Consider the following 22,888-nt stretch of genomic DNA (forward strand, 5'->3'; position numbering starts at 1 on the left):
CTAAAAATACTTATTCGGTTTTTAGAATTTACCGGAGGTTCCGATGGCTACCATCACTCCAACGCTGCAGCGGGTCCGGACCGAGCCCGCCTACGGCGCCTTCTGGATGCTGAGGCTGGGATTCACCGTCCTGCCGATCCTGATGGGGTTGGACAAGTTCTTCAACCTGCTCACCGACTGGGAACAGTATTTGGCACCGTGGGTCGTTAACCTGCTCCCCTTCAGCGCCCATACCGCCATGCTGATCGTCGGCGTCATCGAAATCGCCGCCGGCATCCTGGTCTGGATCAAGCCCCGCTACGCCGCCTATGTTGTGGCCCTGTGGCTGGCCGGCATCATCATCAACCTGTTGACACTGTCGGGGTTCTACGACGTGGCACTGCGCGACTTCGGCCTGATGCTGGCGGCACTGACCCTGGCCCGGCTCGCCACCCAGTACGATCCGGCGTGGCACCGCGCCACCCGCTGAGCGCCGCTACCCGCGCCCGCCTTTAATGCCCGGTAAAGGCGGGCGCCACCTTGTCCAGGAAGGCGTCCCGGCCGATCCGCGAATCTTCCGTGGTGAAGGCCTGCCCGAAGGCCCGGCGCTCCACCTGAAGCCCCTCTGCCGTGGGAATGCCGAGGGCCGCATCCACGGTCCGCTTGGCATTGGCGACGGCGGCCGGGGACTTTGCGGAAATCTCACGGCAGGTAGCGGCCGCAGCGTCCAGCATGTCGTCCTTGGTGGCGAAGACCGCGTTGGCCAGGCCGATCCGCAGCGCTTCGGTGGCGCTGATGCTGCGACCGGTGTAAATCAGTTCCTTTGCCCGGCCGGCGCCGATCCGCTGCGGCAACCGAACGGTGCCCCCGAAGCCGGGAATGAGGCCCAGCCCGACTTCCGGGAGGCCGAACTTCGCGTTCTCCGTGGCGTAGATAAAGTCGCAGGCCAGTGCCAGTTCCAAGCCCCCGCCCAGAGCGAACCCGTTGACGCAGGCGATCACGGGGAGGTCCAGGGTCTCGAGCACGCGGGTGAGGTCCTGCATTGCCGCGCTGTGCGCCTCTGCTTCGTCTGGCCCCATCGACGACAGCTCGCGGATGTCTGCGCCGGCTGCAAATGCTTTCTCGCCGGCGCCCGTAATCAGGATGCTGCGGACTTCCTGGCCTTCAGGCGACCGGATGTCGGCGACGAACTGCGCCAGGTCGTCCACCACTTGGGTGTTCAGCGAGTTGAGCGAACCGGGACGGTTAATGACAATGGTGGCTAATTCGCCGAGGCATTCCAGCTGAATGGTTTCGTAGGTCTTTTCCACAGCCCCACTATGCCACGCCGGCCGGCGCGGCAACCCGATTCACCCCTGCAACAGGCTGACCGCCTCGGCCACCTGCTGCCGGCCGCCTGCCACCGACCAACGATAGCCGTCCACTTCCACGACGGCGGAGGATCCGCCTGCCGCTTCCACCAAGGCTTGGCCTGGTAGCCAGTCCCAGTCCGGCAGCCCCTGCTGGTACCAAACCCCAAAGAGTCCGGCGGAGGTGGCGGCGAGCTCGCAGGAGGCGGACCCCCAACTGCGGTAGGTGGCCGAACCGAGCAGCGTGCGCAGGTAAGGTTCGCCCGCGGCCTCGTCCCGCAAGTAGGTGTGATGCAGGTACGCCGAGGCGCAACTTGCCGCCAGCGGCGCGCTGGCGATCTCCGCCACCGGCAGGCCGTTCCGGGCGGTGGGCAGGTCCCGCCCGCCGAGCCACAGCGCGTCCTCTGCGGGATGGTAGACCGCCCCCAGCCGGGACCCGGCGTCGTCGGTCAATGCCAGCGCGGAGCACCAATAATGGCCTCCGGTGAAGAAGTTGTAGGTCCCGTCCACCGGGTCGATCACCCAGGTCCGGCCCGATGTTCCTTGGTGGCTGGAGCCTTCCTCGCCCAGAATCGAGTCGTCCGGCCGGAGCTCGCGCAGCGTGTCCACCACCAGCTTCTCCGCGGCATGGTCGGCAGCGGTGACGACGTCGGAGATGCTGGTCTTCTCCTCGAACGTGGTCACCCCCGACCGCATTCCGTTGGCCAGGGTGCCGGCGGCGCGCACCAGCCAGGCCGCAAGATCGGTATCGTCCAGATGGTCAGGGCTGCTCACGGTCATGACTGAAGCCTAGCCAACACGGCCGTGGACCCGGCATGCAGCGGACGGACGCTACCGCCGTCCGCGCCGCGGTCCGCGGCCCTTGGGCGTGCGACCGCCGCCGGGATTGCCCTTGCCCTGGCCGGACTGCTTGCCCGCCGCCGGCCCGGAACCGCGTTCCCGCCTCGCGCCGGAGCCCTTGCCCGCATTGCCGCCCTTAGCCGCGCCGGAGGCCCCGCCGTCGTTCTGAGCCGTCTTTTTGCGGCCTTTGGTGTTCTCCTGCTGTTCCTGCACCGATGGCTGGCGCGAACTTCGCGCGGTGCGGCCCCGGACAATCCCGATGAACTCCTCGATGGCGGCGTCCGTCCGGTCCGCCAGCCAGGCAAGGCCAATCTGCGTTTCCGGCTGGTCAGTGACCGTCCGGTACACCACGTCCTTGCGGTTGTAGAGCCGGGCCACGGACATCGGCAAAATCATCAGCCCGGCCCCGGAGGCCACCACCTCGATGCCGGTCTTGGCACCACCCATTTCCTCCGGGTCCAGGAAGTTCTCGCCCGCGATCTCCTGGTAGGGCACCTCGTCGTCGTACAGGGCAATCTCATGTTCCTTCGGCGCGACCACTACCGGCTGTTCCGCGTACAAAGGGATCACGCTCAGGCCCTCGCGGTCTACCGGCAACCGCACGAAGCTCAGGTCTGCCCGGCCGTCGCGCAGGATGGCGGTTTGTTCGTCCTGTGCGCAGGGGAAAGCGGTCAGCGGGATGTCCGGCAACCGCTCAACCCAACGGCGCGTCCACTTCCCCGGCGTCACGCCCGGGACGTAGCCAACCTTCAGTCCGGCGGGCGAGGCCGGCGTTTTCGGCTCGTGGTCTGCATCCTGCACTTCATCACCGTAGCGCAGGGCGGATAGGCTGGGCTCATGAGCGCGAAAACGTCCCAGTCCATGAAACCGGCCACGGCCGCCAAGAAACTGGGCATTTACCTGCCCGCGGCCCCGCAGGAGTTCCAGGACAGCCTGATTTCGCGTGAGGAGTTCAACAAACTGCAGGCGGATCCGCCCCAGTGGCTGGCCGACCTGCGCCGCAACGGCCCGCATCCACGGCCCGAGGTGGCCCGCAAGCTCAACGTCTCCATCTCCGGTTTGGCACGCGGCGGCGTCACCGAGGCGCTGACGACGGCGGAGATCACCGCGCTGCTGCAGGATCCGCCCCAGTGGCTGGTTGCCGAGCGCGCCTCCTTTGCCGCCGTTCGCGCGGAAGAGCAGCGCGTGAAGGAAGAGCAGCGCGTGAAGGAAGCTGGCAAGCAGGCCTGACCCGCCCGGGCCGCGGAGAAGAACATCACCGCCATCTTCGGCAAGTTGGGGCTTGCGGCAGCGCCGGGGGACCATCGCCGCATCCTGGCCGTGCTCAAGTACCTGCGGGCCTAGTACCGGCAGGCCTAGGCCCGGTTCAGTCCTGGTGCAGCTGGATCAGGTTGCCGAAGCCGTCGTCCAAGACGGCGGCCAGGGTGCCGGAGGGGTCCGGAGCCGGTGGGCCGGTGAACCGCACACCGGCGGCGGTAAGCCACTCGTAATCGGCCTGTACATCCGGCGTGCCGAAGACGATGGCGGCCATCCCGGCGTCGTACACCCCTTGCCGGTAGGCCGCGCCGATCGGATTGTCACTGGGTTCGAGCAACAGCCCTGCACCTTCGCCCGGCTCGGCCGACTGAACGATGAACAGGGAGAATTCGGGCAGGGCCATCAGCTCCTGGAAGCCGAGCACCTCGGTGTAGAAGGTGAAGGCGGCTGCCGGATCCGTGACGTGGATGCTGGTCATCTTGATGCGCATGGCTGGCACACTATCCGGTCGCGCCATCTCAAGAAAGGTGCGGCTGCGTGGTCCTGCACGATCGAACCGGATGTTAACGGCAAGAGCCCCGATCCGAAGACCGGGGCTCTTGTTCTGCGTGCGCGAGGGGGGATTTGAACCCCCACGCCCTTTCGGACACTGGCACCTGAAGCCAGCGCGTCTGCCGTTCCGCCACTCGCGCGCATTTCGCATGCCCCGCCGGATGGAACCGTTTTTCCCGGTTCGCATTCCTCAAGAACAGCGAGATCAATAGTAGCGTGAAACAGGCCCAAATTCCCAATCGGGGGATCCAGCCCCCTTGATCCGCACGGGCACGGGGATCGATAGGGCCTCAACGGCCGGCGACACCCGCCGCCGTCGCAGTTTGCCCAAGTGAACTTCACCACGTTGCGGCACCGCCGCGGCTTTGGCAATCGTTATTGAATAGGGCCTTTTGGGACACGCACAAGTAGTATCGAATGGGAGAATCGCCAGACCGGTGTGCTCTGTCCGCTTCTCGCAGGCAAAGCATGCCGGACGACAACAGGGAGGAGGCGGCCCGATGGGAATTCTGGACAGTATGGAACGCGGCATCGAGAAGATGGTCCGTGGCGCCTTCTCCGTGGGCGGCAAAGGCCAGGTGCAGCCGGTGGAGATTGCCAGCCGCCTGCGCCGCGAGCTGGACAATGGTTCCATCACGCTTGCGCAGGGCCGCACCTTGGCGCCCAACGTCTTCGAGGTCCGGTTGGGCGACTCCGACTACGCCATGGCTGAACAATGGGGGGCAACCCTGGCCGAAGAACTGTGCGACGTGGTGATCCGCCATGTCAATAGCCAGAAATACACGCTGCAAGGTCCGGTCCGCGTTTCCTTCGCCAAGGACAGCGGCCTCAAGGGCGGCGACTTCGAGGTCCAGGCCACCGTGGTGAAGTCCGACGGCCAACAGCAGCGCCCGGCACAACGCAGCGCACCCGCCGCACCGTCCCGGCAGCCCACCCAACTGCAGGCCGTGCTCGAAATCAACGGGCAGCGCTACTCGCTCAACGCACCCTCAATTGTGCTGGGACGTTCCTCCGAAGCCGACATCATGGTCGACGACACAGGCGTCTCTCGGCGCCATCTGGAGATCCGCACCGCGGGCGGCTCCGCACTGGCCGTTGACCTGGGCTCCACCAACGGCAGCTACGTCAACGGCCAAAAGATCATCGGCCAGACCGATCTCACCGACGGCTCCATCATCACCATGGGCCGCACCCGCATTACCTTCCGCCTGCTGCCAACACGGGGCGGCGGGGCCTAATGGGGGAGCTTGTTGTCACCGCACTGCGGTTCGGTTTCCTGATCCTGCTCTGGATCATGATCATCAGCATCGTCTCGGCCCTGCGGCGCGACCTGCAGATCGGCAAACGCAACCGCACCGGCAGCCCCACCGCGCGGGAAGTGCGCAAGAATCCCGATCTGGCCGAAGCCGCCCCGGCACCCCGGGCCGCTCCGCGCCGACTGGTTGTCACCGAAGGCCCGCTGGCCGGACATTCGCTGGAGCTGGCCGCCAGTCCCATCCTGCTGGGCCGCGCGCAGGAAGCCACGCTGGTACTGGAGGACGATTACGCCTCCGGCCGGCACGCCCGCCTCTTTCCGCAGGGCAGCCGCTGGTTCATTGAGGACCTGGGTTCCACCAACGGCACCTATCTGGCCGAGAACCAATTGACCCGAGCCCTGCCCGTTGACCCGGGAGTTCCCATCCGGATCGGCAAGACGGTCATTGAATTGAGGCCCTGACCGTGGCTCTGGTTCTGCGCTATGCAGCGCGGTCGGACGTGGGCATGACGCGGTCCAAAAACGACGATTCCGCCTATGCCGGCCGCTTTCTTGCCGTAGTTGCCGACGGCATGGGCGGCCATGCCGGCGGCGACGTCGCGTCCGCCTCCACCGTGCTGGACCTGGTCCATCTGGACCGCGCGGGCCATCAGGAGCCGGCCACGGTCCTGGCCGACGAGATCCAGACCGCCAACTCCATCCTTTCGGAGCTGGTGCAGACCGATCCCAAGCTAGCCGGCATGGGCACCACAGTGACCGCCCTGCTGCTTCACGACGACAAGCTCGAATTCGCGCACATCGGCGATTCCCGCGCCTACCGGCTGAAGAACGGAATCTTCGAGCAGGTCAGCATTGACCACACCTTCGTCCAGCGGCTCATCGACGAAGGCCGGCTCCGCCCCGAGGAAGCCGAAATCCATCCGCACCGCAACGTGCTCATGCGCGTGCTGGGCGACGTGGACGCCAGCCCCGAACTCGACCTGGCCAGCCATAATGCCGAGCCGGGGGAGAAGTGGCTGCTCTGCTCCGATGGGCTCAATGCCGTCGTGCCGGACCGAGTGGTGGAGTCGGTGGTGCGCAACGCGCCCACGCTGCAGGACGCCGTGGATCAACTGGTGGACCTTACGCTCGACGGCGGCTCGCCCGACAACGTGACCATTGTGATGATCGAAGTCGTCGAGGCACCGTCGGAAGCCGCTGACACCGCATCCCTGAACCTCAGCGCGGAACCGCTCGAGCCGGCGGCGACCGACGACGGCGGTGCCTCCCCTGCCGCCGCTGCGCCGGCGGTCGCTACGGGCGCCTCTCCGGACGGAGCCTCCGGAGTCCTGGCGGACTCCGAGGCACCCGGCGAACCGACTGAATCCCACGAGGCGATCCGCGCCGACGCCATCCGCCGTGAGCTGGGAAACCGCCCGCATGTGCTCGTGGGTGCCGCGGCGCTGGCCACGGAAACCGGACAGATCCCGATCGTCACGGCCCACTCCAACAAGCGGCGCGCCGCGGCGCTGCTAACCCACAAGGCCCCGGAGGCACCGGAGGCATCCGAAGTTGAAGCGGCTGCTCCGCTCCGCAAGCCGTGGCTGATCCCGGCGTTCCTGACCGTCATGTCGCTTCTGCTGGTGGCTGTGCTGTGGTTCGGCTACCTCTGGACCCAGACACAGTATTTTGTCGGCGCGTCGGATGGACGGGTGGCCATCTTCAATGGCGTCTCGCAGAACTTCGGCCCGCTTGACCTTTCACATGTGGACACCGTTTACAACATCCCGCTGGACAGCCTGCCCGTATATCAACAGCAGCGGCTGAATTCGAGCATCTCCGCCCGGGATCTGGTGCATGCCGAACAAATCGTGGAGCAGCTCAGGATCAGTAGCCAACGGAACTGCCCCGAACCAGGGCCCAGCCCCAGCGCTGTACCGACGGAACGGCCCAACGCCTCACCGCGCGCCACCCCGAGTCCGGCTGCCAGTCCGGAAGCCGCCCTGCCGCCGGAATGTGTAGGTGGATAAGCCATGAGTAACATCCAGACAGCGCCCCGTTCGCGGCGCAACACCGAACTGCTTCTGCTTATACTGGCGCTGGTGGTCGGCATCGGCGCCAACATGCTGGTTGGGCTGGACCAGGACCGCGCGTTCGACAGCGACTTCTTCACCCAAGGCGTCACCCTCGTGGTGCTCGTCCTAGTGGTGCACGTAGTTTTGCGCCTCCGCGCCAAATATGCCGACCCGGTAATACTTCCCATCGTCACCGCGCTGAATGGCATCGGGCTGGCGATGATCCACCGGCTGGACATCGCCACCGGCGACTCTGCGGCAACCCGGCAGCTGTTCTGGACCGGCATCGCCATCGCGGTCGTCGTCGCCGTCATCTGGCTGTTGCGCGACCACCGCGTGCTGCGCCGCTTTACCTATCTGTCGCTGATAGCCAGCGCCGCCCTGCTCATTTTCCCGCTGTTGCCCTTCGTTGGCATGGAGGTCAACGGCGCCAGAATCTGGGTCAACCTAGGCTTCGCCACCTTCCAGCCTGGTGAAATCGCCAAGATCACCCTCGCCATATTCTTCGCCGGGTATCTATCGACCAACCGGGACCTCATCCTGCTTGCCGGCAGGAAAATCGGTCCGCTGCAGCTTCCGCGCTGGCAGGATATGGGGCCCATGCTGGCAGCATGGCTGGTGAGCATCGGCGTGCTCGTCTTCCAGCGCGATCTCGGTTCCTCCATCCTGTTCTTCGGCCTGTTCATGGCGATGATTTACGTGGCCACCAGCCGAGTCAGCTGGGTCATTATCGGCCTGCTCATGATCGCCGTGGGCGGCTTTGTGGCATTCCAGCTCTTTCCGCATGTCACCGCCCGCATCAACAGTTGGATCAAGGCCTTTGATCCCGAGGTCTACAACGCCGTCGGCGGCAGTCACCAGATTGTCCAAGGCCTGTTCGGCTTGGCCAGCGGGGCGCTCACCGGCACGGGCCTGGGCCAGGGCCGCCCGGACCTGGTGACCTTCGCCAACAGCGACATGATCATTGCCGCCCTCGGCGAGGAACTTGGACTGATCGGCCTCTCCGCCATTGTCATGCTCTACGTCCTCTTGATCAGCCGCGGCATCCGCGCCGCTCTGGGCAGCCGGGACGCCTTCGGCAAGCTGCTGGCCACGGGGCTCTCCTTCACCCTGGCGCTGCAGTGCTTTGTGGTGATAGGCGGTGTCACCCGGCTCATTCCGCTGACCGGCCTGACCACGCCTTTCCTGGCCGCCGGCGGCTCCTCGCTGTTGGCCAACTGGCTGATCGTTGCCCTGCTGCTGCTCATTTCCGACGCAGCTCGCCGCCCCACCGTGACCGGCCCGGCAACCGACAGCCGTCCCCCGGGTGACCGGCCGTGGGGCCGCAGCAAGACCAATGAACGGAACACCGGATCCACGGAGGTGATCCAGCCATGAACCAGGCCATCCGCAACACTTGGATTGTCGCCCTCGCGATGTTCGCGCTGCTCTTCGGATCGCTCACCGTGGTGCAGTTTTTCGAGGCCGAGAACCTCAACGCGAACCCCTGGAACAGCCGGACCATCTACAAGGACTTCGACAAGAACCGCGGCGCCATTTTGGTGGACGGGGATCCCATCGCCGAGTCCGTTCCTTCCGATGACGAGTTTGCCTACCAACGGGTCTACAACGAACCGGAGCTCTACGCGCCGATCACCGGCTTCTACTCACTGGTTTACGGCTCCACGCAGATGGAATCGGCAATGAACGCCCAGCTCTCCGGTTCCGGCGACGAGTTCTTCTACGAACAGATCGTGCAGATGTTTTCCGGCGGCCAGGTTGAAGGCGCCTCTGTGGAGCTGACCTTGGACGCCGAACTGCAGCAGCTGGCCTGGGACTTGATGCCCGACGGTGTGAAAGGCTCAATCGTGGTGATGGAGCCGGACACCGGCAACATCCTGGCGATGGTATCCAAGCCCAGCTACGACCCGAACAAGCTTGCCGGCCACAACACCGAAAAGGTCACCCAGAACATGGCGGCACTGGAGGACGTGCCAGGCCTGTCGCCGTTCACCAACGCGGCCAACGAGAGCCTGCTGGCCCCCGGATCCGTGTTCAAGCTGGTGGTAGCGTCTGCCGCCCTGGAGTCCGGCAAGTACGACGCCGACAGCAAGCTGGACAACCCGCCGGCGCTGAAGCTTCCGGGCACCAACGTTGAGCTGCCGAACTACGTCAACGGCGGCTGTGCCGCCCAGACCACCGTCGACTTCTCCTTTGCCCTGGAGCAGTCCTGCAACACTCCGTTCGCCCAGATCGCCATGGACCTGGGTGAAGACGCGATCGCCGAACAGACTGCCAAGTTCGGCTACGGCGAGTCCTACCAGATCCCTACCCACGTCACCGCCAGCCGGTTCCCCACCGGCATGAGCGACGACTTGCTCGCCCAGTCGGCCATCGGCCAGTACGACGTGCGCGTGACACCGCTGCAGGTCGCCATGACGTCCAGTGCCATTGCCAACGACGGCGTGCTGATGAAGCCGAACCTGGTCCGCACCGTCCGTGCGCCGGACCTGCGGGTCATGGACAGCCCGAAGCCCGAAGAGCTTCAGCGTTCCCTTTCCGCCGACAATGCCAAGCTGATCCAAGACTGGATGGTCAATGTGGTGGACCGCGGCATCGGCGGCCGCGCGGCGATTCCCGGCGTAAAAGTCGCGGGCAAAACCGGCACGGCCGAACTGGTGGCCGGCAAAGAAGGCAACAACTCCTGGTTCACCGGGTTCGCGCCCGCGGACGATCCCCAAGCTGCAGTATCAGTGGTCTTCGAAGATGTCGATGTGGCTACCGGTTCTTCACTCGCAAGTACAAGTGCTAAGCAACTCCTAGAGGCGGTGTTAAATAAGTGAGACCTACCTCGGGTATCACATTAGGCGGCAGGTACCAGCTCACTGAACGTATCGCCATCGGCGGCATGGGTGAGGTCTGGAAGGCGCAAGACCAGGTCCTGGGCCGCATCGTCGCCATCAAGATCCTCAAGGAGGAGTACACCGGCGACCCGGGCTTCCTCAACCGCTTCCGCGCCGAGGCCCGGCACACCGCGTTGCTGAACCACATCGGCATCGCCAACGTCTTCGATTACGGCGAAGAGGCCGGATCCGCGTATCTGGTGATGGAACTCGTGCCCGGCCATCCGCTCTCGGCCATCATCGAGCGCGAGCGGGTGCTCTCCCCGGACCGGACGCTGTCGATCATCACCCAGACCGCCAAGGCGCTTGCCGTTGCGCATGCACAGGGACTGGTGCACCGCGACGTCAAGCCCGGCAACCTGCTGATCACGCCCGAAGGACGGGTGAAGATCACCGATTTCGGCATCGCCCGGCTGGCAGACCAGGTGCCGCTGACGGCAACCGGACAGGTCATGGGCACCGCCCAGTATCTCGCCCCTGAACAGGCCACCGGTCAGACCGCCACCGGGCAGAGCGATATCTACTCTCTGGGTGTGATCGGCTACGAGTGCCTCTCCGGTTCCCGGCCGTTCTCCGGTGAGTCGCAGATCGCCATCGCGTTGGCCCAGGTCAACGACACGCCGCCGCCACTGCCTGAGTCGCTCCCGCGGCCGATCCGGGCACTGCTGATGTCAATGCTGGCCAAGGACCCGGCCGACCGTCCCGCCACCGCCGAAAAACTGGCGGAGGCGGCCGACGCCATCCGCGCCGGCGACATCCGTACCGCCGAAGCCGCAGTGCCCGGCATGCTGCTGTTCGAGGGCGAGGGCAACACGGGAGTGATGACTGCCCCGGTGCCCACCACCGGGACCGCTCCCACCCGCGCCGTCAGCCCCGGGACCTCCCAGCTGCCGGCCGTGGCCGGCGCCGGAGCCGCAGCCGGAGCCGCCGGCCTTGGCGCCGAACGTAACTGGACCGACGAGGACCTGGACAGCGACGCTCCGGAGGAGGCGCCGCGCCGCCAGCAGAAGAAGCGCAGCCCGTGGACCTGGCCGCTGATTGGTTTGATCCTGCTTGTGCTCTTCGCCGTCGCCGGGGCGATCCTGCTGCCCATGCTGACGCCCACTGGTGGAACCGAGTCGTCCTCCTCCGCCAGCAGCTCAGCAACCCGGTCGTCTTCGCCGAAGGCAACCTCCGCCACGCCGGTGGAAACGCAGAACGAAACACCAAGCGAAACACCAAGCCAAACGCCGACGGTGGAAGCAAATCGGCTGTCGGCTAATGCGTTCTTGGGCCGGCCGTTCAATGACGTCCGCTCGGAGCTCGAAAACATGGGCTACCAAGTGGTCCCGAACCCGGTGGAGAGCGGCGAATCCAAGAACACAGTCATCGACATCGCGCCAACCGGCACTGTCGAGGTAGGCACGCCGATCACGGTCACTTACTCCACCGGCCCTGGTACGGTCTCCATCCCCGGCGGGCTGGTCGGCCAGTCTGAGAGCCAGGTTCAGAGCGCCTTGGAGAATGCGGGCCTAGTTCCGCAGAAGTCTGGCGAACAACCGAGCGATCAGCCAGCTGGAACCGTCCTCAGCGTGTCCCCGGCCGGCGGCGAAGTCCCTGCCGGCTCCACCGTCAGCTACGTGGTCTCCAGCGGACCCCAGCAAGAGGAAACTCCCGCACCGACCCAGACCGAGTCACCAGCGGCAAAGAATCAGCCGACGACGGGCCCGGATAAGGCAGGCAAGCCATGACCGGATCCCGGTCGGTTTGATGGAAGGAAGACAACCAGTGGACTCGCCGCGCATACTGGCTGGCCGCTACGAGGTTGGTGAACTCATTGGACGCGGCGGTATGGCCGACGTCCTGTTGGGCCGCGACATCCGCTTGGGCCGCTCCGTGGCGATCAAGCAACTGCGCGCCGATCTTGCCCGCGACCCGATGTTGCAGTCCCGCTTCCGGCGGGAAGCCCAAGCGGTGGCCGGGCTGAACCACCCAGCGATTGTTGCCGTCTACGACACCGGCGACATGGATCTGCCCGGCGCAGCGGCGCACGACGTCAAGGTTCCCTTCATCGTGATGGAGTGCGTCCAAGGCAGGACGCTGCGCGAGTTCATCAAGGGCCACGAGCTCGGCATCGACGACTCGATCGCCTACACGCTCGGCATTCTGGCGGCGCTCGAATACAGCCACCGCTCGGGCATTGTGCACCGGGACATCAAACCGGCCAACGTGATGGTCACGCCGGACGGAAGCGTCAAGGTCATGGACTTCGGCATCGCCCGGGCGCTGGCCGATTCGGCCGCAACAATGACGCAGACGCAGGCGGTTCTGGGAACCGCCCAGTACTTGTCCCCGGAGCAGGCCCGCGGCGAAACCGTCGACGCCCGCAGCGACCTGTATTCGGCGGGCTGCCTGCTCTACGAAATGCTTGCCGGCCGGCCGCCGTTCATCGGCGACAGCCCGGTCTCGGTGGCCTACCAACATGTCCGCGAACTTCCCGAACCTGCCAGCCGTTTCAATCCGGCGGTGACCCCGGCGCTTGATTCCGTGCTGGAGCATGCGCTCCAGAAGGACAAAGCCGACCGGTTCCAGACGGCCGCAGCATTTGCTGAAGCGCTGCGCGCGGCCTTGCACGGTGAACTGCACCAGCCGTCCGGTCCGGCAACGGAAGCGTTTCCCGCCCAGGCCTCGGCCACGGAACTGATCACTCAGCAGGTTCAGCCGGTGTCTGGGCAGACCTCAGCACTGACCCCCACGGATTACGCACCCGAGGACGACGCCGGTCCGCACACCGCCGCCTACGACCGTGAGCAGATGCCCACCGCCCTGGCAGTGGGCACCGAACACGATATTGAACCCGAACGCCGCGCAAGGCGCCGGGCCTGGACGGTGACGCTGGTGATCGCTCTCCTGCTGGTGCTGGTGGGCGGCGGCTACTACCTGTACAACGTGCTGGTGCAGAATGCTGTCCCGGATACCGTTGCCGTGCCTGCCGTGGCAGGGCTGGACCAGAATGATGCCACCAATGCCATCTGGGAAGCCGGTCTCAAGCCCCGAGTGGAACAGGAGTTCAGCGACGACGTCGAGAAGGACACGGTGACCCGCACCGATCCTGAGGTCGGCGAACAGGTGGAACCGGGCGGGCAGGTGGTGGTCTACATCTCCCAGGGCCATGAATTCGCGACCATCCCGGACAATCTGGCCGGCCGCACGGAGGCCGAAGTCCGGGACAAGCTCCGGCAACTGGGCCTGGAGCCAGGGGACAGCGAACCGGCGAACAGTGCCACCCTGCCACGGGGCAACGTGGTGACCACGAAGCCCGCTCCCGGCAAGAAGGTGAAGACCGGGGCCACCGTGGACCTGATCGTGTCGAACGGATTGGTCAGCGTTCCCAACATGGTAAACGAAACCATCGAGGACGCCGGCGCCATGCTCGACGATGCCGCGGTCGGCCTGCCTTACCGGGTGGAAGAAGTCGAGAATGAAGTAGTCAAGGCAGGCACCGTCGTCGGACAAAGCGTTAAAGCGGGAACCAACGTCGAGCAAGGCACCGAAATCATCCTGACCGTCGCCGTTGAGCCTCCGCCTCCCGAACCGGAAACCGACCGGGGATCGGATCAAGGCAACGACCGTGGCAATAACGGGGACGGCAACAGCGGCGAAGGGAACAACTCAGGCAACGGAAACGGCCGCGGCAACGACTAATCACACAGTGCCGAGGTAGCCCAACGCCGCGCTCCGCGACCAACGCAGGTGCTTGTCTGCGCTGGGCTTATCAGCGCCAGGCTAGTCAGTGGGAAATCAGCGGGCTGAGCGTGGCAGCACGTTCAGCCGTGCCCGCTGCGCCCAGCGATTCCAGCCAGTTGCCCAGCATCAAGTAGCCGCCTTCGGTCAACACCGATTCGGGATGGAACTGCACGCCCCACAGGGGTGCGCTCCGGTGGGCCAGGCCCATCACCACTCCGCTCTCGGTCTCCGCGGTGATCTCGAGTTCGGCGGGAATAGTACTGCGCACTGCGGCCAGCGAATGGTAGCGGGTGGCGGTGAACGGGTTCGGCACGCCTTCGAAGGCGTTCTGGTTGCGGTGGGTGACGTCGGACGTCTTGCCGTGCATTAGTTCGGGGGCATGGGTCACGGTGGCTCCGTAGGCCTCGGCCAGCGCCTGGTGCCCCAAGCACACACCGAACATCGGCTTTGCCTCCCGGCCGCACCAGCGGATCAGCTCGATGCAGATGCCGGCTTCCGCGGGCGTTCCGGGGCCGGGGGAGACCAGGACGCCGTCGCGGGCTCCGGCCAGTTCCACCGCCTCATCCAGCGTGACGTCGTCGTTCCGCACCACGGTTGTTTCCGCACCCAACTGCTGCAGGTAGGCGACCAGGGTATAGACAAAGCTGTCATAGTTGTCGATGACGAGGATGCGCGGAAATTTGCTCATGTGACGATCGGGCCAATCGTGTTGCGGATGGGAGACTGGTGGAGCCGGTGGCAAGCCCCGATCCGGATAAACGGGAGCCCTGCGTCAACCAGCAGCACTTCACTATGATCTGCCCGCGGCAGCGGTCCCGGCAAATGCGCGGCGGCGAACGTCACATACATTGGCTAGACTGAACAATTAGACGGCCCGACGGCGGTGGACTCGCGTGGAGACTGCAGCCCGGTCCAAGCATGCCAACCGCCCCTGTTGCCCCGGAGGATCTGTGCCCGAGTCGAAGCGCCGCAAGAGGACCGAACGGCGTCCCGAGGAATTGACTGCCAAGGGCAACCAGCCCAATGCCGTCTGGTTCAAGCCGGTCATGTTCGGCCTCATGATCGTGGGCCTGCTGTGGATCATCGTTTTCTACATCACGCAGGGAGCGTGGCCGCTGCCGGCCGCAGGGTCCTGGAACATCATGATTGGTTTCGGCATCGCCATCGCCGGATTCCTGATGACGACCAGGTGGCGTTCGTAGGCAGTGGTGCTGGTCGATAACGGCATCTACGTCAACGGCGTACGTGCCTCCACCCCGAAAAACCTGGAGCAGACGTTCACCGAACTGCACCGGTACGGTGGAATGGCGTGGATCGGCCTCTACCGGCCGAGCGAGCCAGAACTGGCCACCGTGGCAGCTGAGTTCGATCTGCACTATCTGGCCGTGGAGGACGCCCTGCGCGGCCACCAGCGCGCCAAGCTCGAAAGGTACGGCAGCACGCTGTTCACCGTGCTCCGGCCCGCCCGCTACATCGATGAGACGGAGAAGGTGGAGTTCGGCGAACTGCACGTCTTCATGGGGCAGAATTTCCTGATTACCGTCAGGCATGCCGAGTCACCGGACCTGTCGCGCGTACGGCATCGGATGGAAGCTGTACCTGATCTGCTGGCTGCGGGCCCGCAGGCGGCGCTCTACGCGGTCCTGGACCAGGTCGTGGATGAGTACGAACCGGTGGCGTTCGGCCTGGAGAACGACATTGACGAAATCGAAGACCAGCTCTTCGGCGGGGACCCCAACGTTTCACGACGGATCTACGAGTTGCTGCGCGAAGTCATCGAGTTCCAGCGTGCCATCCAGCCGCTGGAGAGCATCATTTCCATCCTGCACCGCGGCCCGGAGGACCATGCCCTGGACCTTGAGGTGGCCCGAGGCCTGCGCGACGTCCAGGATCACGTGATCCGGCTGACCGAGCGAGTCAATGCTTTCCGGGCCCTGCTGCAGAATGCCCTAAGCCTCAGTTCGACGCTGCAGGCGCAGAAACTCACAGAAACCAGCGTCGCGCAAAACGAGCAGGTCAAGCGGATCTCGTCATGGGCAGCCATTCTCTTCGCTCCGACTCTCGTAGCGGCAATCTATGGAATGAACTTCAAGGCGATGCCCGAGCTTCACTGGCCCTTGGGCTACCCCTTTGCTCTGGTCCTCATGGTCCTGACCGCCTTCGGGCTCTATTGGTTCTTCAGACGCAATAAGTGGCTCTAACCCGCACGCTCGGGTGGAACGCCAGGCGCCCGCTCCCAATCCGGGAACGGGCGCCTGTCTTGCTAACGGGCTGCGCCTAGCTACGGCGCGGAACGCTCAGCCTTCGTCGGCGGCGGCGATCACGGCAGCAGTAACCGCCGGAGCGACCCGCGAATCCAGCGGGCTGGGAATGATGTAGTCGGCGGCAAGATCGTCCCCGACGATGTCCGCGATTGCGGTGGCAGCTGCTACCTTCATCGCGGATGTAATCCGGCGGGCACCGGCATCCAAGGCACCGCGGAAGATACCCGGGAAGGCCAGCACATTGTTGATCTGGTTGGGGAAGTCGCTGCGGCCGGTGGCCACGACCTTGGCGAACTTGGCCGCCGTTTCCGGGTGTACTTCAGGGTCCGGGTTGGACAGCGCGAAGATAATGGCGTCGTCGGACATCTTCTCCAGCGTCTCTTCCGGGATCGTGCCGCTGGAAACGCCGATGAACACATCCGCGCCGTCGAGCGCCTGCGCGCTGCCGCCGGTGGTGCCTCGCGGATTCGTGCGGGCCGCGTAGGCAGCCTTGATGTCGGTCAGGTCGCCGCGGTCCCTGTGGATAATGCCGCGTGAATCCAGCAGGGTCACGTCAGCAATGCCGGCAGCCAAGAGGATCTCGGCAACGGCGATGCCGGCAGCGCCAGCTCCGGAGATGACCACTTTGAGCGAGGACAGTTCGCGGTTGACCACCTTGGCGGCGTTGGTCAGTGCGGCGAGAGCAACGACGGCGGTGCCGTGCTGGTCGTCATGCATGACCGGCATGTCCAAGGCTTCGATCAGCCGTGCTTCCAGTTCGAAGCAGCGCGGCGCGGAAATGTCCTCAAGGTTCACGGCGCCGAAGCTCGAACGCAGCCTCACCAATGTCTCAATGATCTCGTCGACGTCGGTGGTCTCCAGGACCAAAGGAATCGAATCCAGGCCGGCAAATTGCTTGAAGAGGGCCGCCTTGCCCTCCATCACCGGAAGCGATGCGGCCGCACCGATGTTGCCCAGGCCCAGGACCGCGGTCCCGTCGGAGACCACGGCCACTAAACGTGAGGCCCACGTGTACTTCTGCGCCAGTTCAGGATCCGTGTTGATCGCGCGGCTGACCTGGGCTACTCCGGGGGTGTAGGCGATGGAAAGGTCGCGCTTGCTCTCCAGCGGCGCAGTGAGGCCGATCTGCAGCTTGCCACCCTCGTGGGCGCTGAAGATTTCCTCGCTGGTGAGGTCGATTCGTGCGGAGTTGCCGGTTTCGGTAGTCACGTATGTTTCCTTCTGTTGATCCTTCCCATCACGGAAGGGCGCATGGGTGGCCCGGCCTGGCACAGGCTGGCAGGAGCAGGTCCTCGATCAGACCCGGCAGGCCGTGCAAAACGCGAGGGCGCGGCATTCGATTCGACTGTCAACTGGGTTCGGGACGGCCGCGCAGTCCATGGCTGGTCGAGCCAGGGACCGGATTTTCAAGATTACCCGACGGCCGGGTTGCCGGGCCCGCTTGTGTCTCCCGCCGTTCGATTGTGTCGCGCCTCCACGGTAATGCACGCCACGCTGCAGGGGTTGCAGTCTTAGTTGTCCACGTTTTCACACTTGTAGACCGAAGTTATCCACAGGCGTGCATAACTTTGGGGATTATTCCCGCCTCTGCCCCTCCATCGCCGGAACCACGTTATCCACACCTGTGGAACTACATGTGTGTAACTTATCCTCACTGTGGACAACCCCTGTGGATAAAACCGTTTATCCATGGAAAGCGACCGGAGTCTCTCCACAGTCCCACCCACAGGCTGGGGAAATAACAAAGGCGGGCAGGTAACCGCATCCGAAAAGGACGCGGAACCTGCCCGCCTGGGGCGAACCTGGCGTGCCTAGCCGAAGGCCTTGAGCGCCGTCACTGCCACCAGGAGCAGGAAAATGGCTGTGAGACCCGCGAACTGCACGATGCTGCGGTTTTTACCCTTGGGTGCGTAGGCCAGCACCACTGCGGACAGGGCGCCGACCAGCAGACCGCCCAGATGGGCCTGCCAGGCTATCCCGGCCACCACAAACCCCAGCACGGCATTGATACCAATCAGCACCAACAGCGACCGCACGTCGCCGCCCCGCTGCCGCTGCACAATGAACAAGGCCCCAAAGAGTCCAAAGATCGCCCCCGAGGCGCCGACCACCGGAACATTGGGCGCCGAAAGCAGGAGCACGCCTACCGATCCGCCGAAGCCGGACAACAGGTACAGCGCCAGGAACCGCAGGCGGCCCAGTAATGGCTCCAGGTGCCGGCCCAGGATCCACAAGGCGTAGAGGTTGAAGGCGATGTGCAGCAGAAAGTTCGGCGAATGCAGGAAGGCCGAAGTGATCATCCGCCATGGTTCCGCCGGGAGGTATGGATTCGGCAGGGTGTACAGCGGAGCGTACAAGAACTGTTCGGTGAAGCCCGGGATCACCCACTGCAGCAGGTACGCAACGGCGCAGATGCCGATTAAGGTCAAGGTCACCACCGGCCGGCCCATCACCGCGGCTCCGCCGTAGACCGTACGCACCGCGGGCGTGCTTCGGGAGGTTTCCCTGACGCAATCGACGCACTGGATGCCTACCGAGGCCGTGCGCTGGCATTCGGGGCAGGCCGGGCGGCCGCAGCGCTGGCAGCGCACATAGGAGACGCGGTCTGGATGCCGCGGGCAGACAGGGACATCGGTCTGCGGCGGTTCGGCCGGCATTCCGTAGGACATGGAGGCGCTCCTGCTGGGACATGGTCCCCGCCCGGCGTTCCGGGCGGGGACGGTAGGCAACTTAGAGCTGCTCTACGGTGATGTTGTTGATGACCACATCTTCCAGCGGCTTGTCACGCATGTCCGTGGCCACAGCATTAAGGGAATCGACGACGGCGCGAGAGGCTTCGTCGGTGACGTCGCCAAAGATCGTGTGCTTGCCCTGGAGCCAGGTGGTGGGGACGGTGGTGATGAAGAACTGCGACCCGTTGGTGCCGCGGCCACCCTGGATACCTGCATTGGCCATGGCCAGCTTGTACGGTTCGTTGAAGTCCAGGTCCGGGTTGATTTCGTCGTCAAATTGGTAACCCGGGCCGCCGATTCCCTGGCCCAGCGGGTCGCCTCCCTGGAGCATGAAGTCCTTGATGATGCGGTGGAAGATCACGCCGTCGTAGAGGGGAGCGTTGGTCTCTTCACCGGTTTGCGGGTGCTTCCAGGTGATTTCACCGGTGGCCAGTCCCACGAAGTTCTTCACGGTCTTCGGGGCGTGGTTGCCGAACAGGTTCACCACGATGTCGCCGTGGTTGGTGTGGATAGTGGCTTTAGCTGTAGCAATGGCAGTCATGGCACCATTCTTCCACGCCGATTTCGGCCGGAGCCCGCCAATGGCCGGTTCCGCGGTGAGTGAAAATCCTCCGCATTCCTTCAACGGCATAGCCGTGCCCAAGCACAGGAAGTAGGCTGATGAGCGACCGTCACCATCTCCGGGAGGTAGTAGTGAAGAAAACCGATCGAGTAGCCCGCGATGCAGAAGGCAACATTTTTGTCGCCGTAGGAACGGCAAAGGACTGGGCCTCTCCCAAAGTGGAAGCCGCTAGGAACTGGGCCGTCCCGCGGATTGAAAAAGGTATTGGAGCCGCAGCGAAGGATCTCTCGCACGGCGTTGCCACTGTCACGCCGCGACTCCAGGAGAAGCTGGACAGCTTGGCCCCAATGATTTCCCACGCCGTGGATGAAGCGGCACCGCGGATCCAGGTCACCCTCGACCGTGCAACCCCGGCCATCACGCATGCCCGCGACAAGGTGGTCAGCGAGTACATTCCGACCGTCTCAGCCCGGATCGGCGCAACCGCCGACCAGGTCGCCAGGACCTTGGACAAGGACGCCGTGCCTCCCTCGGTTCAAGCTGCACTCATCAAGGCCGGCGGATCCAAACGAGCCATCAAGAAGATCCAGAAGGCGGCTGCTGAGAGAGCAAAGCTGACCGCCATGGAGCTGCAGAAAGCCCACAAGGCAGGTGCCAGAAGCGCCAAGCTGTCCGCCGCCAAGGAGCTGAAGGAGCAGCAAAAGTCCGGCGGCGGCAAGGTTTGGCTGATCATTGGCATTCTCGCCGCAGCAGCCGTGGCCGCCGTGGCCGCCTGGCGCGCAGCACGGCCCGTCGAAGATCCGTGGAAGACACCGGTCCAGCCCACCACCCCGCCTGCCGCACAGGTAACCAACACCACCAATGCGACACCGACTGCAGCAACCGCTGAGACTAGTGCTGGAACCACTTCTGCTACCGGCTCGGCCAAGCATGCCGTGGAAAACGTGGGTGCAGATGCTGCAGCGGGCACTGCCCCGGGCCAAGCTGCTGCAGCAACCGGCGCCGCCAGCAACGGCGCCTCCCGTTCGGCGCGTTCGGCCGGGCAGAAGGCAGCTGAAGTTGCCGACAAGGCGGAGGAGAAGGACGCCAAGGAGTAAGTCCCTAGCGAACCCGACCTGCGAATGGGAGCTCCCGGATGGGGGCTCCCATTCGCCGTTTCAGGACGCAGCGAAGCACGGCCCGCGCCTCCCCGCCCACAGAGAACACGGCTGATAGATTCATGCCGTGAAGAACGCCGCGCCCGGGGTATCGATCATCATTCCGGCCTTCAATGAAGAGTCCGTCATCCGCCAGTGCATCTATGCTGCCCTGTGCCAGTCCGTGGCTCCAGCGGAAATCATCGTGGTGGACAACAAATCCACCGATGCAACAGCTGACTTGGTCCGCCAAATGCAGGACGAGTACCCGGACGTGCCGCTGATCCTGCTTCATCAGGATGCCGAACAGGGCCTGATTCCCACCCGCAATTTCGGTTTTGCCCACGCCACCGGGGAAATCCTGGGCAGGATCGACGCGGATTCGGTGCTGGAACCAGACTGGGTCGAGCAGGTGCAGCGGGCCTTCGCCGACCCGGAAGTGATGGCGTGCACCGGCCCGGTGCTGTACTACGACATGCCGATGCGCCGCTTCGGGTTGCAGGCCGACGACCGCATGCGCCGCTTTGTGTTAAAGCTGGCCAAGAAGCAGTACCACTTCCTCTTCGGATCCAATATGGCCATCCGGCGCGGAGCCTGGGACATCATCAGCCAAGAGGTTTGCCGTGATGAAGAGGACCAGTTGCACGAGGACATCGATATTTCGGTTCATCTGGCCGACCACGCTCTCAGGATCCAATACGTGCCGGAAATGATCAGCGGCATGTCCGCCCGCCGGTTGGAAGATTCGCCCAAGGACTACCGGTACTACGTCACTCGCTTCGAGCGGACGTACAAAGCGCACAAGATCCACCGCCGCGTGCTTCAGGTGCCGATGCTGATCTTCATGACCGTGTACTATCCGGCAAAACTGCTGCGCCGGGTCCACCAAGCCCGCACCCAGCTGCGCGTTCCCCGCGGCGGGCTGTAGCCGGCTATTCCGGGGCCGGGCCCCTGGCTTCCGGGGCCGGCGCCGGGGCAACCAGTTTTGGCCGGTTCTGGGCAAGCACAACGGCGGCCAGCCCGGCCAGGATCAGGCCCAGCCCGAGGTAGGTGCCCCACGGCAGGCTCTGATTGAGGAAAATGGCCGCCAGCAGCGCTGCTCCTGGAATTTCCAGCAGGATGAACATGGAAACCACCAGCGGACTCAGGACGGCCAGCAGGTGGTTGAAGACCGAGTGGCCCAGCAACTGGGCGACGCCGGTCACGCCGATGATCCCGACCCAGGCATCAACTGGGAACCCGACCAGCGGTTGGCCGAATGCCAGCGCCATCACCAGCAGGATCACTGCGCACAGACCGTAACAGATGGTGGTGTACGGTCCGGTCGAGAGGCGGCGACGAACCCGCCCTCCGGCCATCGTGTAGATTCCTGCCATAGCTCCGCCGATCAGGCCAAGCAGGTCGCCCAGGAGCGCTTCGCTGGAGACCCGCAGGTCGAACCCGGAAATCACCAACACCCCGACGAAGGCGAGACCGACGCCGGACAAGATCAGCCGCGACGCCTTGACTCCTCGAAGCCGATTAAACAGGACTATCCATGCCGACTGCAGGCAGACCAGAGCGGTCGCCGCCGCCACGGAGGTCAACTGCAGCGCCGTGATGAAGCAGGCGAAGTGAAGTGCCAGCGCGGCCGCCGCCAGCGCGCTGTAGCCAAGGTCCGACGTCGTGAGTTGCCGGAACTCCCGGCGGTGGCCGATGGCTGACGGAACTCCCATCACCACTGCACCGAGCATGTTTCGCCAGAACGCGATGGCGAGGGCCGGCGCTGCAGTGGCCGCCATGATGGGACCAGAGGCGGAAATGCCGAGCACGGCCAGCGTGGCCAGGAAAATGATCACCCCATCAGCGTAGGGGCGACACGGGGCAATCACGCATCCGGTACACATGCAGAGAGGCCCCGATCCGCAGATCTGGGCCTCTCTCATCGGGTGGAGGCAAGGGGACTCGATCAGGCCCCTGTCGCCGTGGGTCAGCCAACGCTCTTTGTGGGCCGGGTTGCCACAACATAATGTCAGTCGTACTGCCCGCGCGGCGGTCTGTTGACTGCTCCGTTAGGCTCAGGGCATGGGCGCCAAGGACAAGAAACAGCCGACCAAAGGCCAAGCCTTGTTCATGGGCTTTATTGCGTTGTTGCTGGTGACCAACACGGTGGTTGCCGTCGTGGTGGAGGGCCGCCCTGCAACGGTCTTCTACTGGATTTCCTTTGCCCTGGGTCTAACGCTCGTGGCCGTGAGCGTGTGGTGTTATCGACTAGCTGTGAAAAGTCCACCCCCGCACGAGTAGCACACACGATAATGTCG

23 protein-coding genes and 1 tRNA gene are annotated in these 22,888 nt (G+C 64.6%); 14 read left to right on the forward strand and 10 right to left on the reverse strand.

Translation table 11 applies throughout. The features are described from left to right. Window positions 1–43 precede the first annotated feature (43 nt). On the forward strand, window positions 44–469 hold the full coding sequence (locus AC5RW2_RS18945) for a hypothetical protein (RefSeq protein ID WP_493963601.1): 426 nt from the start codon (window positions 44–46) through the stop codon (window positions 467–469). A 22-nt stretch (window positions 470–491) separates the two neighbouring features. Here AC5RW2_RS18945 and AC5RW2_RS18950 read toward each other — a convergent pair whose 3' ends face one another. The 3 genes from AC5RW2_RS18950 to AC5RW2_RS18960 are packed head-to-tail and all read right to left on the reverse strand — an operon-like array spanning window position 492 to window position 2,969. Continuing rightward, complete coding sequence (locus tag AC5RW2_RS18950; protein ID WP_493951753.1) at window positions 492–1,289, reverse strand: enoyl-CoA hydratase/isomerase family protein; 798 nt, start codon at window positions 1,287–1,289, stop codon at window positions 492–494. A gap of 39 nt (window positions 1,290–1,328) precedes the next feature. Then, window positions 1,329–2,108 (reverse strand): inositol monophosphatase family protein, encoded by a 780-nt coding sequence (locus tag AC5RW2_RS18955; RefSeq protein WP_493963602.1) that lies wholly within the window; start codon window positions 2,106–2,108, stop codon window positions 1,329–1,331. Window positions 2,109–2,159: 51 nt separating this feature from the next. Beyond that, a complete protein-coding gene (locus AC5RW2_RS18960) occupies window positions 2,160–2,969 on the reverse strand; it encodes a LysR family transcriptional regulator substrate-binding protein (RefSeq protein WP_493963603.1) in 810 nt (269 codons plus the stop codon). 36 nt (window positions 2,970–3,005) lie between these two features. On the opposite strand from AC5RW2_RS18960, the gene AC5RW2_RS18965 reads away from it, so the two are divergent. After that, a complete protein-coding gene (locus tag AC5RW2_RS18965; protein WP_493951750.1) occupies window positions 3,006–3,398 on the forward strand; it encodes a DUF5997 family protein in 393 nt (130 codons plus the stop codon). Window positions 3,399–3,534: 136 nt separating this feature from the next. Here AC5RW2_RS18965 and AC5RW2_RS18970 read toward each other — a convergent pair whose 3' ends face one another. Both AC5RW2_RS18970 and AC5RW2_RS18975 read right to left on the reverse strand, forming a co-directional pair. Further along, window positions 3,535–3,915 carry a VOC family protein gene (locus AC5RW2_RS18970; protein ID WP_493963604.1) on the reverse strand — a complete coding sequence of 127 codons (381 nt, stop codon included), beginning with the start codon at window positions 3,913–3,915 and terminating at the stop codon, window positions 3,535–3,537. A 119-nt stretch (window positions 3,916–4,034) separates the two neighbouring features. Continuing rightward, a tRNA-Leu gene (locus AC5RW2_RS18975) sits at window positions 4,035–4,117 on the reverse strand. A gap of 360 nt (window positions 4,118–4,477) precedes the next feature. Between AC5RW2_RS18975 and AC5RW2_RS18980 the strand changes: the two genes are divergently transcribed. From AC5RW2_RS18980 to pknB, 7 genes are read left to right on the forward strand one after another with little or no spacing between them, the layout of a single operon-like run. After that, on the forward strand, window positions 4,478–5,215 hold the full coding sequence (locus AC5RW2_RS18980) for an FHA domain-containing protein (protein ID WP_493951748.1): 738 nt from the start codon (window positions 4,478–4,480) through the stop codon (window positions 5,213–5,215). Continuing rightward, entirely contained in the window at window positions 5,215–5,694 is a 480-nt protein-coding gene (locus tag AC5RW2_RS18985; RefSeq protein ID WP_353917064.1) for an FHA domain-containing protein FhaB/FipA, read from the forward strand. The genes AC5RW2_RS18980 and AC5RW2_RS18985 overlap by 1 nt, the downstream gene beginning before the upstream one ends. Before the next feature lie 44 nt (window positions 5,695–5,738). After that, window positions 5,739–7,241: a PP2C family protein-serine/threonine phosphatase gene (locus tag AC5RW2_RS18990; RefSeq protein ID WP_493963802.1), complete on the forward strand. Its 1,503-nt coding sequence runs from the start codon at window positions 5,739–5,741 to the stop codon at window positions 7,239–7,241. A gap of 3 nt (window positions 7,242–7,244) precedes the next feature. Beyond that, window positions 7,245–8,663 (forward strand): FtsW/RodA/SpoVE family cell cycle protein, encoded by a 1,419-nt coding sequence (locus tag AC5RW2_RS18995; RefSeq protein WP_493951747.1) that lies wholly within the window; start codon window positions 7,245–7,247, stop codon window positions 8,661–8,663. Next, the gene (locus tag AC5RW2_RS19000) at window positions 8,660–10,108 is read left to right on the forward strand and encodes a peptidoglycan D,D-transpeptidase FtsI family protein (RefSeq protein WP_493963605.1); all 1,449 of its coding nucleotides are present in this window, start codon (window positions 8,660–8,662) and stop codon (window positions 10,106–10,108) included. Before AC5RW2_RS18995 ends, AC5RW2_RS19000 begins: the two co-directional genes overlap by 4 nt. After that, window positions 10,105–11,898, forward strand: coding sequence for a protein kinase domain-containing protein (locus AC5RW2_RS19005; protein WP_493963606.1), 1,794 nt, complete (start codon window positions 10,105–10,107; stop codon window positions 11,896–11,898). The genes AC5RW2_RS19000 and AC5RW2_RS19005 overlap by 4 nt, the downstream gene beginning before the upstream one ends. Before the next feature lie 37 nt (window positions 11,899–11,935). Continuing rightward, window positions 11,936–13,852, forward strand: a complete 1,917-nt coding sequence (gene pknB, locus AC5RW2_RS19010) for a Stk1 family PASTA domain-containing Ser/Thr kinase (RefSeq protein WP_493963607.1) — start codon at window positions 11,936–11,938, stop codon at window positions 13,850–13,852. An 85-nt stretch (window positions 13,853–13,937) separates the two neighbouring features. Here the strand turns inward: pknB and AC5RW2_RS19015 are convergent, their stop codons facing one another. Then, window positions 13,938–14,582 (reverse strand): aminodeoxychorismate/anthranilate synthase component II, encoded by a 645-nt coding sequence (locus tag AC5RW2_RS19015; protein ID WP_493951743.1) that lies wholly within the window; start codon window positions 14,580–14,582, stop codon window positions 13,938–13,940. 262 nt (window positions 14,583–14,844) lie between these two features. Between AC5RW2_RS19015 and AC5RW2_RS19020 the strand changes: the two genes are divergently transcribed. Both AC5RW2_RS19020 and corA read left to right on the forward strand, forming a co-directional pair. Further along, window positions 14,845–15,096 carry a cell division protein CrgA gene (locus tag AC5RW2_RS19020; protein ID WP_493951742.1) on the forward strand — a complete coding sequence of 84 codons (252 nt, stop codon included), beginning with the start codon at window positions 14,845–14,847 and terminating at the stop codon, window positions 15,094–15,096. Window positions 15,097–15,099: 3 nt separating this feature from the next. Further along, window positions 15,100–16,095, forward strand: a complete 996-nt coding sequence (gene corA, locus AC5RW2_RS19025; protein WP_493951741.1) for a magnesium/cobalt transporter CorA — start codon at window positions 15,100–15,102, stop codon at window positions 16,093–16,095. Between the two features lie 96 nt (window positions 16,096–16,191). On the opposite strand, the gene AC5RW2_RS19030 is transcribed toward corA, so the two are convergent. From AC5RW2_RS19030 to AC5RW2_RS19040, 3 genes are all read right to left on the reverse strand, one after another. Then, window positions 16,192–17,367: an NAD(P)-dependent malic enzyme gene (locus tag AC5RW2_RS19030; protein WP_493963608.1), complete on the reverse strand. Its 1,176-nt coding sequence runs from the start codon at window positions 17,365–17,367 to the stop codon at window positions 16,192–16,194. 602 nt (window positions 17,368–17,969) lie between these two features. After that, the gene (locus AC5RW2_RS19035) at window positions 17,970–18,827 is read right to left on the reverse strand and encodes a rhomboid family intramembrane serine protease (RefSeq protein ID WP_493951739.1); all 858 of its coding nucleotides are present in this window, start codon (window positions 18,825–18,827) and stop codon (window positions 17,970–17,972) included. A 61-nt stretch (window positions 18,828–18,888) separates the two neighbouring features. Continuing rightward, window positions 18,889–19,431 carry a peptidylprolyl isomerase gene (locus AC5RW2_RS19040; RefSeq protein ID WP_414959014.1) on the reverse strand — a complete coding sequence of 181 codons (543 nt, stop codon included), beginning with the start codon at window positions 19,429–19,431 and terminating at the stop codon, window positions 18,889–18,891. Window positions 19,432–19,550: 119 nt separating this feature from the next. Here AC5RW2_RS19040 and AC5RW2_RS19045 point away from each other — a divergent pair, with 119 nt between their 5' ends. Both AC5RW2_RS19045 and AC5RW2_RS19050 read left to right on the forward strand, forming a co-directional pair. Next, window positions 19,551–20,549, forward strand: coding sequence for a hypothetical protein (locus tag AC5RW2_RS19045; RefSeq protein ID WP_493963609.1), 999 nt, complete (start codon window positions 19,551–19,553; stop codon window positions 20,547–20,549). 118 nt (window positions 20,550–20,667) lie between these two features. Beyond that, entirely contained in the window at window positions 20,668–21,516 is an 849-nt protein-coding gene (locus AC5RW2_RS19050; protein WP_493951823.1) for a glycosyltransferase family 2 protein, read from the forward strand. A 4-nt stretch (window positions 21,517–21,520) separates the two neighbouring features. Here AC5RW2_RS19050 and AC5RW2_RS19055 read toward each other — a convergent pair whose 3' ends face one another. Further along, complete coding sequence (locus tag AC5RW2_RS19055) at window positions 21,521–22,426, reverse strand: DMT family transporter (protein WP_493963610.1); 906 nt, start codon at window positions 22,424–22,426, stop codon at window positions 21,521–21,523. 226 nt (window positions 22,427–22,652) lie between these two features. On the opposite strand from AC5RW2_RS19055, the gene AC5RW2_RS19060 reads away from it, so the two are divergent. Continuing rightward, window positions 22,653–22,871 (forward strand): hypothetical protein, encoded by a 219-nt coding sequence (locus AC5RW2_RS19060; RefSeq protein WP_493963611.1) that lies wholly within the window; start codon window positions 22,653–22,655, stop codon window positions 22,869–22,871. The last annotated feature ends 17 nt before the right edge of the window (window positions 22,872–22,888 follow it).

The organism is Arthrobacter sp. B0316-1-20 (assembly GCF_059091865.1).

What these genes read in the sequence shown, in the direction of transcription:
- AC5RW2_RS19040 (WP_414959014.1), bottom strand. Translation starts at nt 19,431, where the DNA reads ATGACTGCCATTGCTACAGCTAAAGCCACTATCCACACCAACCACGGC.
- AC5RW2_RS19015 (WP_493951743.1), bottom strand. Translation starts at nt 14,582, where the DNA reads ATGAGCAAATTTCCGCGCATCCTCGTCATCGACAACTATGACAGCTTT.
- AC5RW2_RS19035 (WP_493951739.1), bottom strand. Translation starts at nt 18,827, where the DNA reads ATGTCCTACGGAATGCCGGCCGAACCGCCGCAGACCGATGTCCCTGTC.
- AC5RW2_RS18955 (WP_493963602.1), bottom strand. Translation starts at nt 2,108, where the DNA reads ATGACCGTGAGCAGCCCTGACCATCTGGACGATACCGATCTTGCGGCC.
- AC5RW2_RS18945 (WP_493963601.1), top strand. Translation starts at nt 44, where the DNA reads ATGGCTACCATCACTCCAACGCTGCAGCGGGTCCGGACCGAGCCCGCC.
- AC5RW2_RS19060 (WP_493963611.1), top strand. Translation starts at nt 22,653, where the DNA reads ATGGGCGCCAAGGACAAGAAACAGCCGACCAAAGGCCAAGCCTTGTTC.
- AC5RW2_RS18985 (WP_353917064.1), top strand. Translation starts at nt 5,215, where the DNA reads ATGGGGGAGCTTGTTGTCACCGCACTGCGGTTCGGTTTCCTGATCCTG.
- AC5RW2_RS19045 (WP_493963609.1), top strand. Translation starts at nt 19,551, where the DNA reads ATGAGCGACCGTCACCATCTCCGGGAGGTAGTAGTGAAGAAAACCGAT.
- AC5RW2_RS18995 (WP_493951747.1), top strand. Translation starts at nt 7,245, where the DNA reads ATGAGTAACATCCAGACAGCGCCCCGTTCGCGGCGCAACACCGAACTG.
- AC5RW2_RS18965 (WP_493951750.1), top strand. Translation starts at nt 3,006, where the DNA reads ATGAGCGCGAAAACGTCCCAGTCCATGAAACCGGCCACGGCCGCCAAG.
- AC5RW2_RS18990 (WP_493963802.1), top strand. Translation starts at nt 5,739, where the DNA reads ATGACGCGGTCCAAAAACGACGATTCCGCCTATGCCGGCCGCTTTCTT.
- AC5RW2_RS19000 (WP_493963605.1), top strand. Translation starts at nt 8,660, where the DNA reads ATGAACCAGGCCATCCGCAACACTTGGATTGTCGCCCTCGCGATGTTC.
- AC5RW2_RS18970 (WP_493963604.1), bottom strand. Translation starts at nt 3,915, where the DNA reads ATGCGCATCAAGATGACCAGCATCCACGTCACGGATCCGGCAGCCGCC.
- AC5RW2_RS18980 (WP_493951748.1), top strand. Translation starts at nt 4,478, where the DNA reads ATGGGAATTCTGGACAGTATGGAACGCGGCATCGAGAAGATGGTCCGT.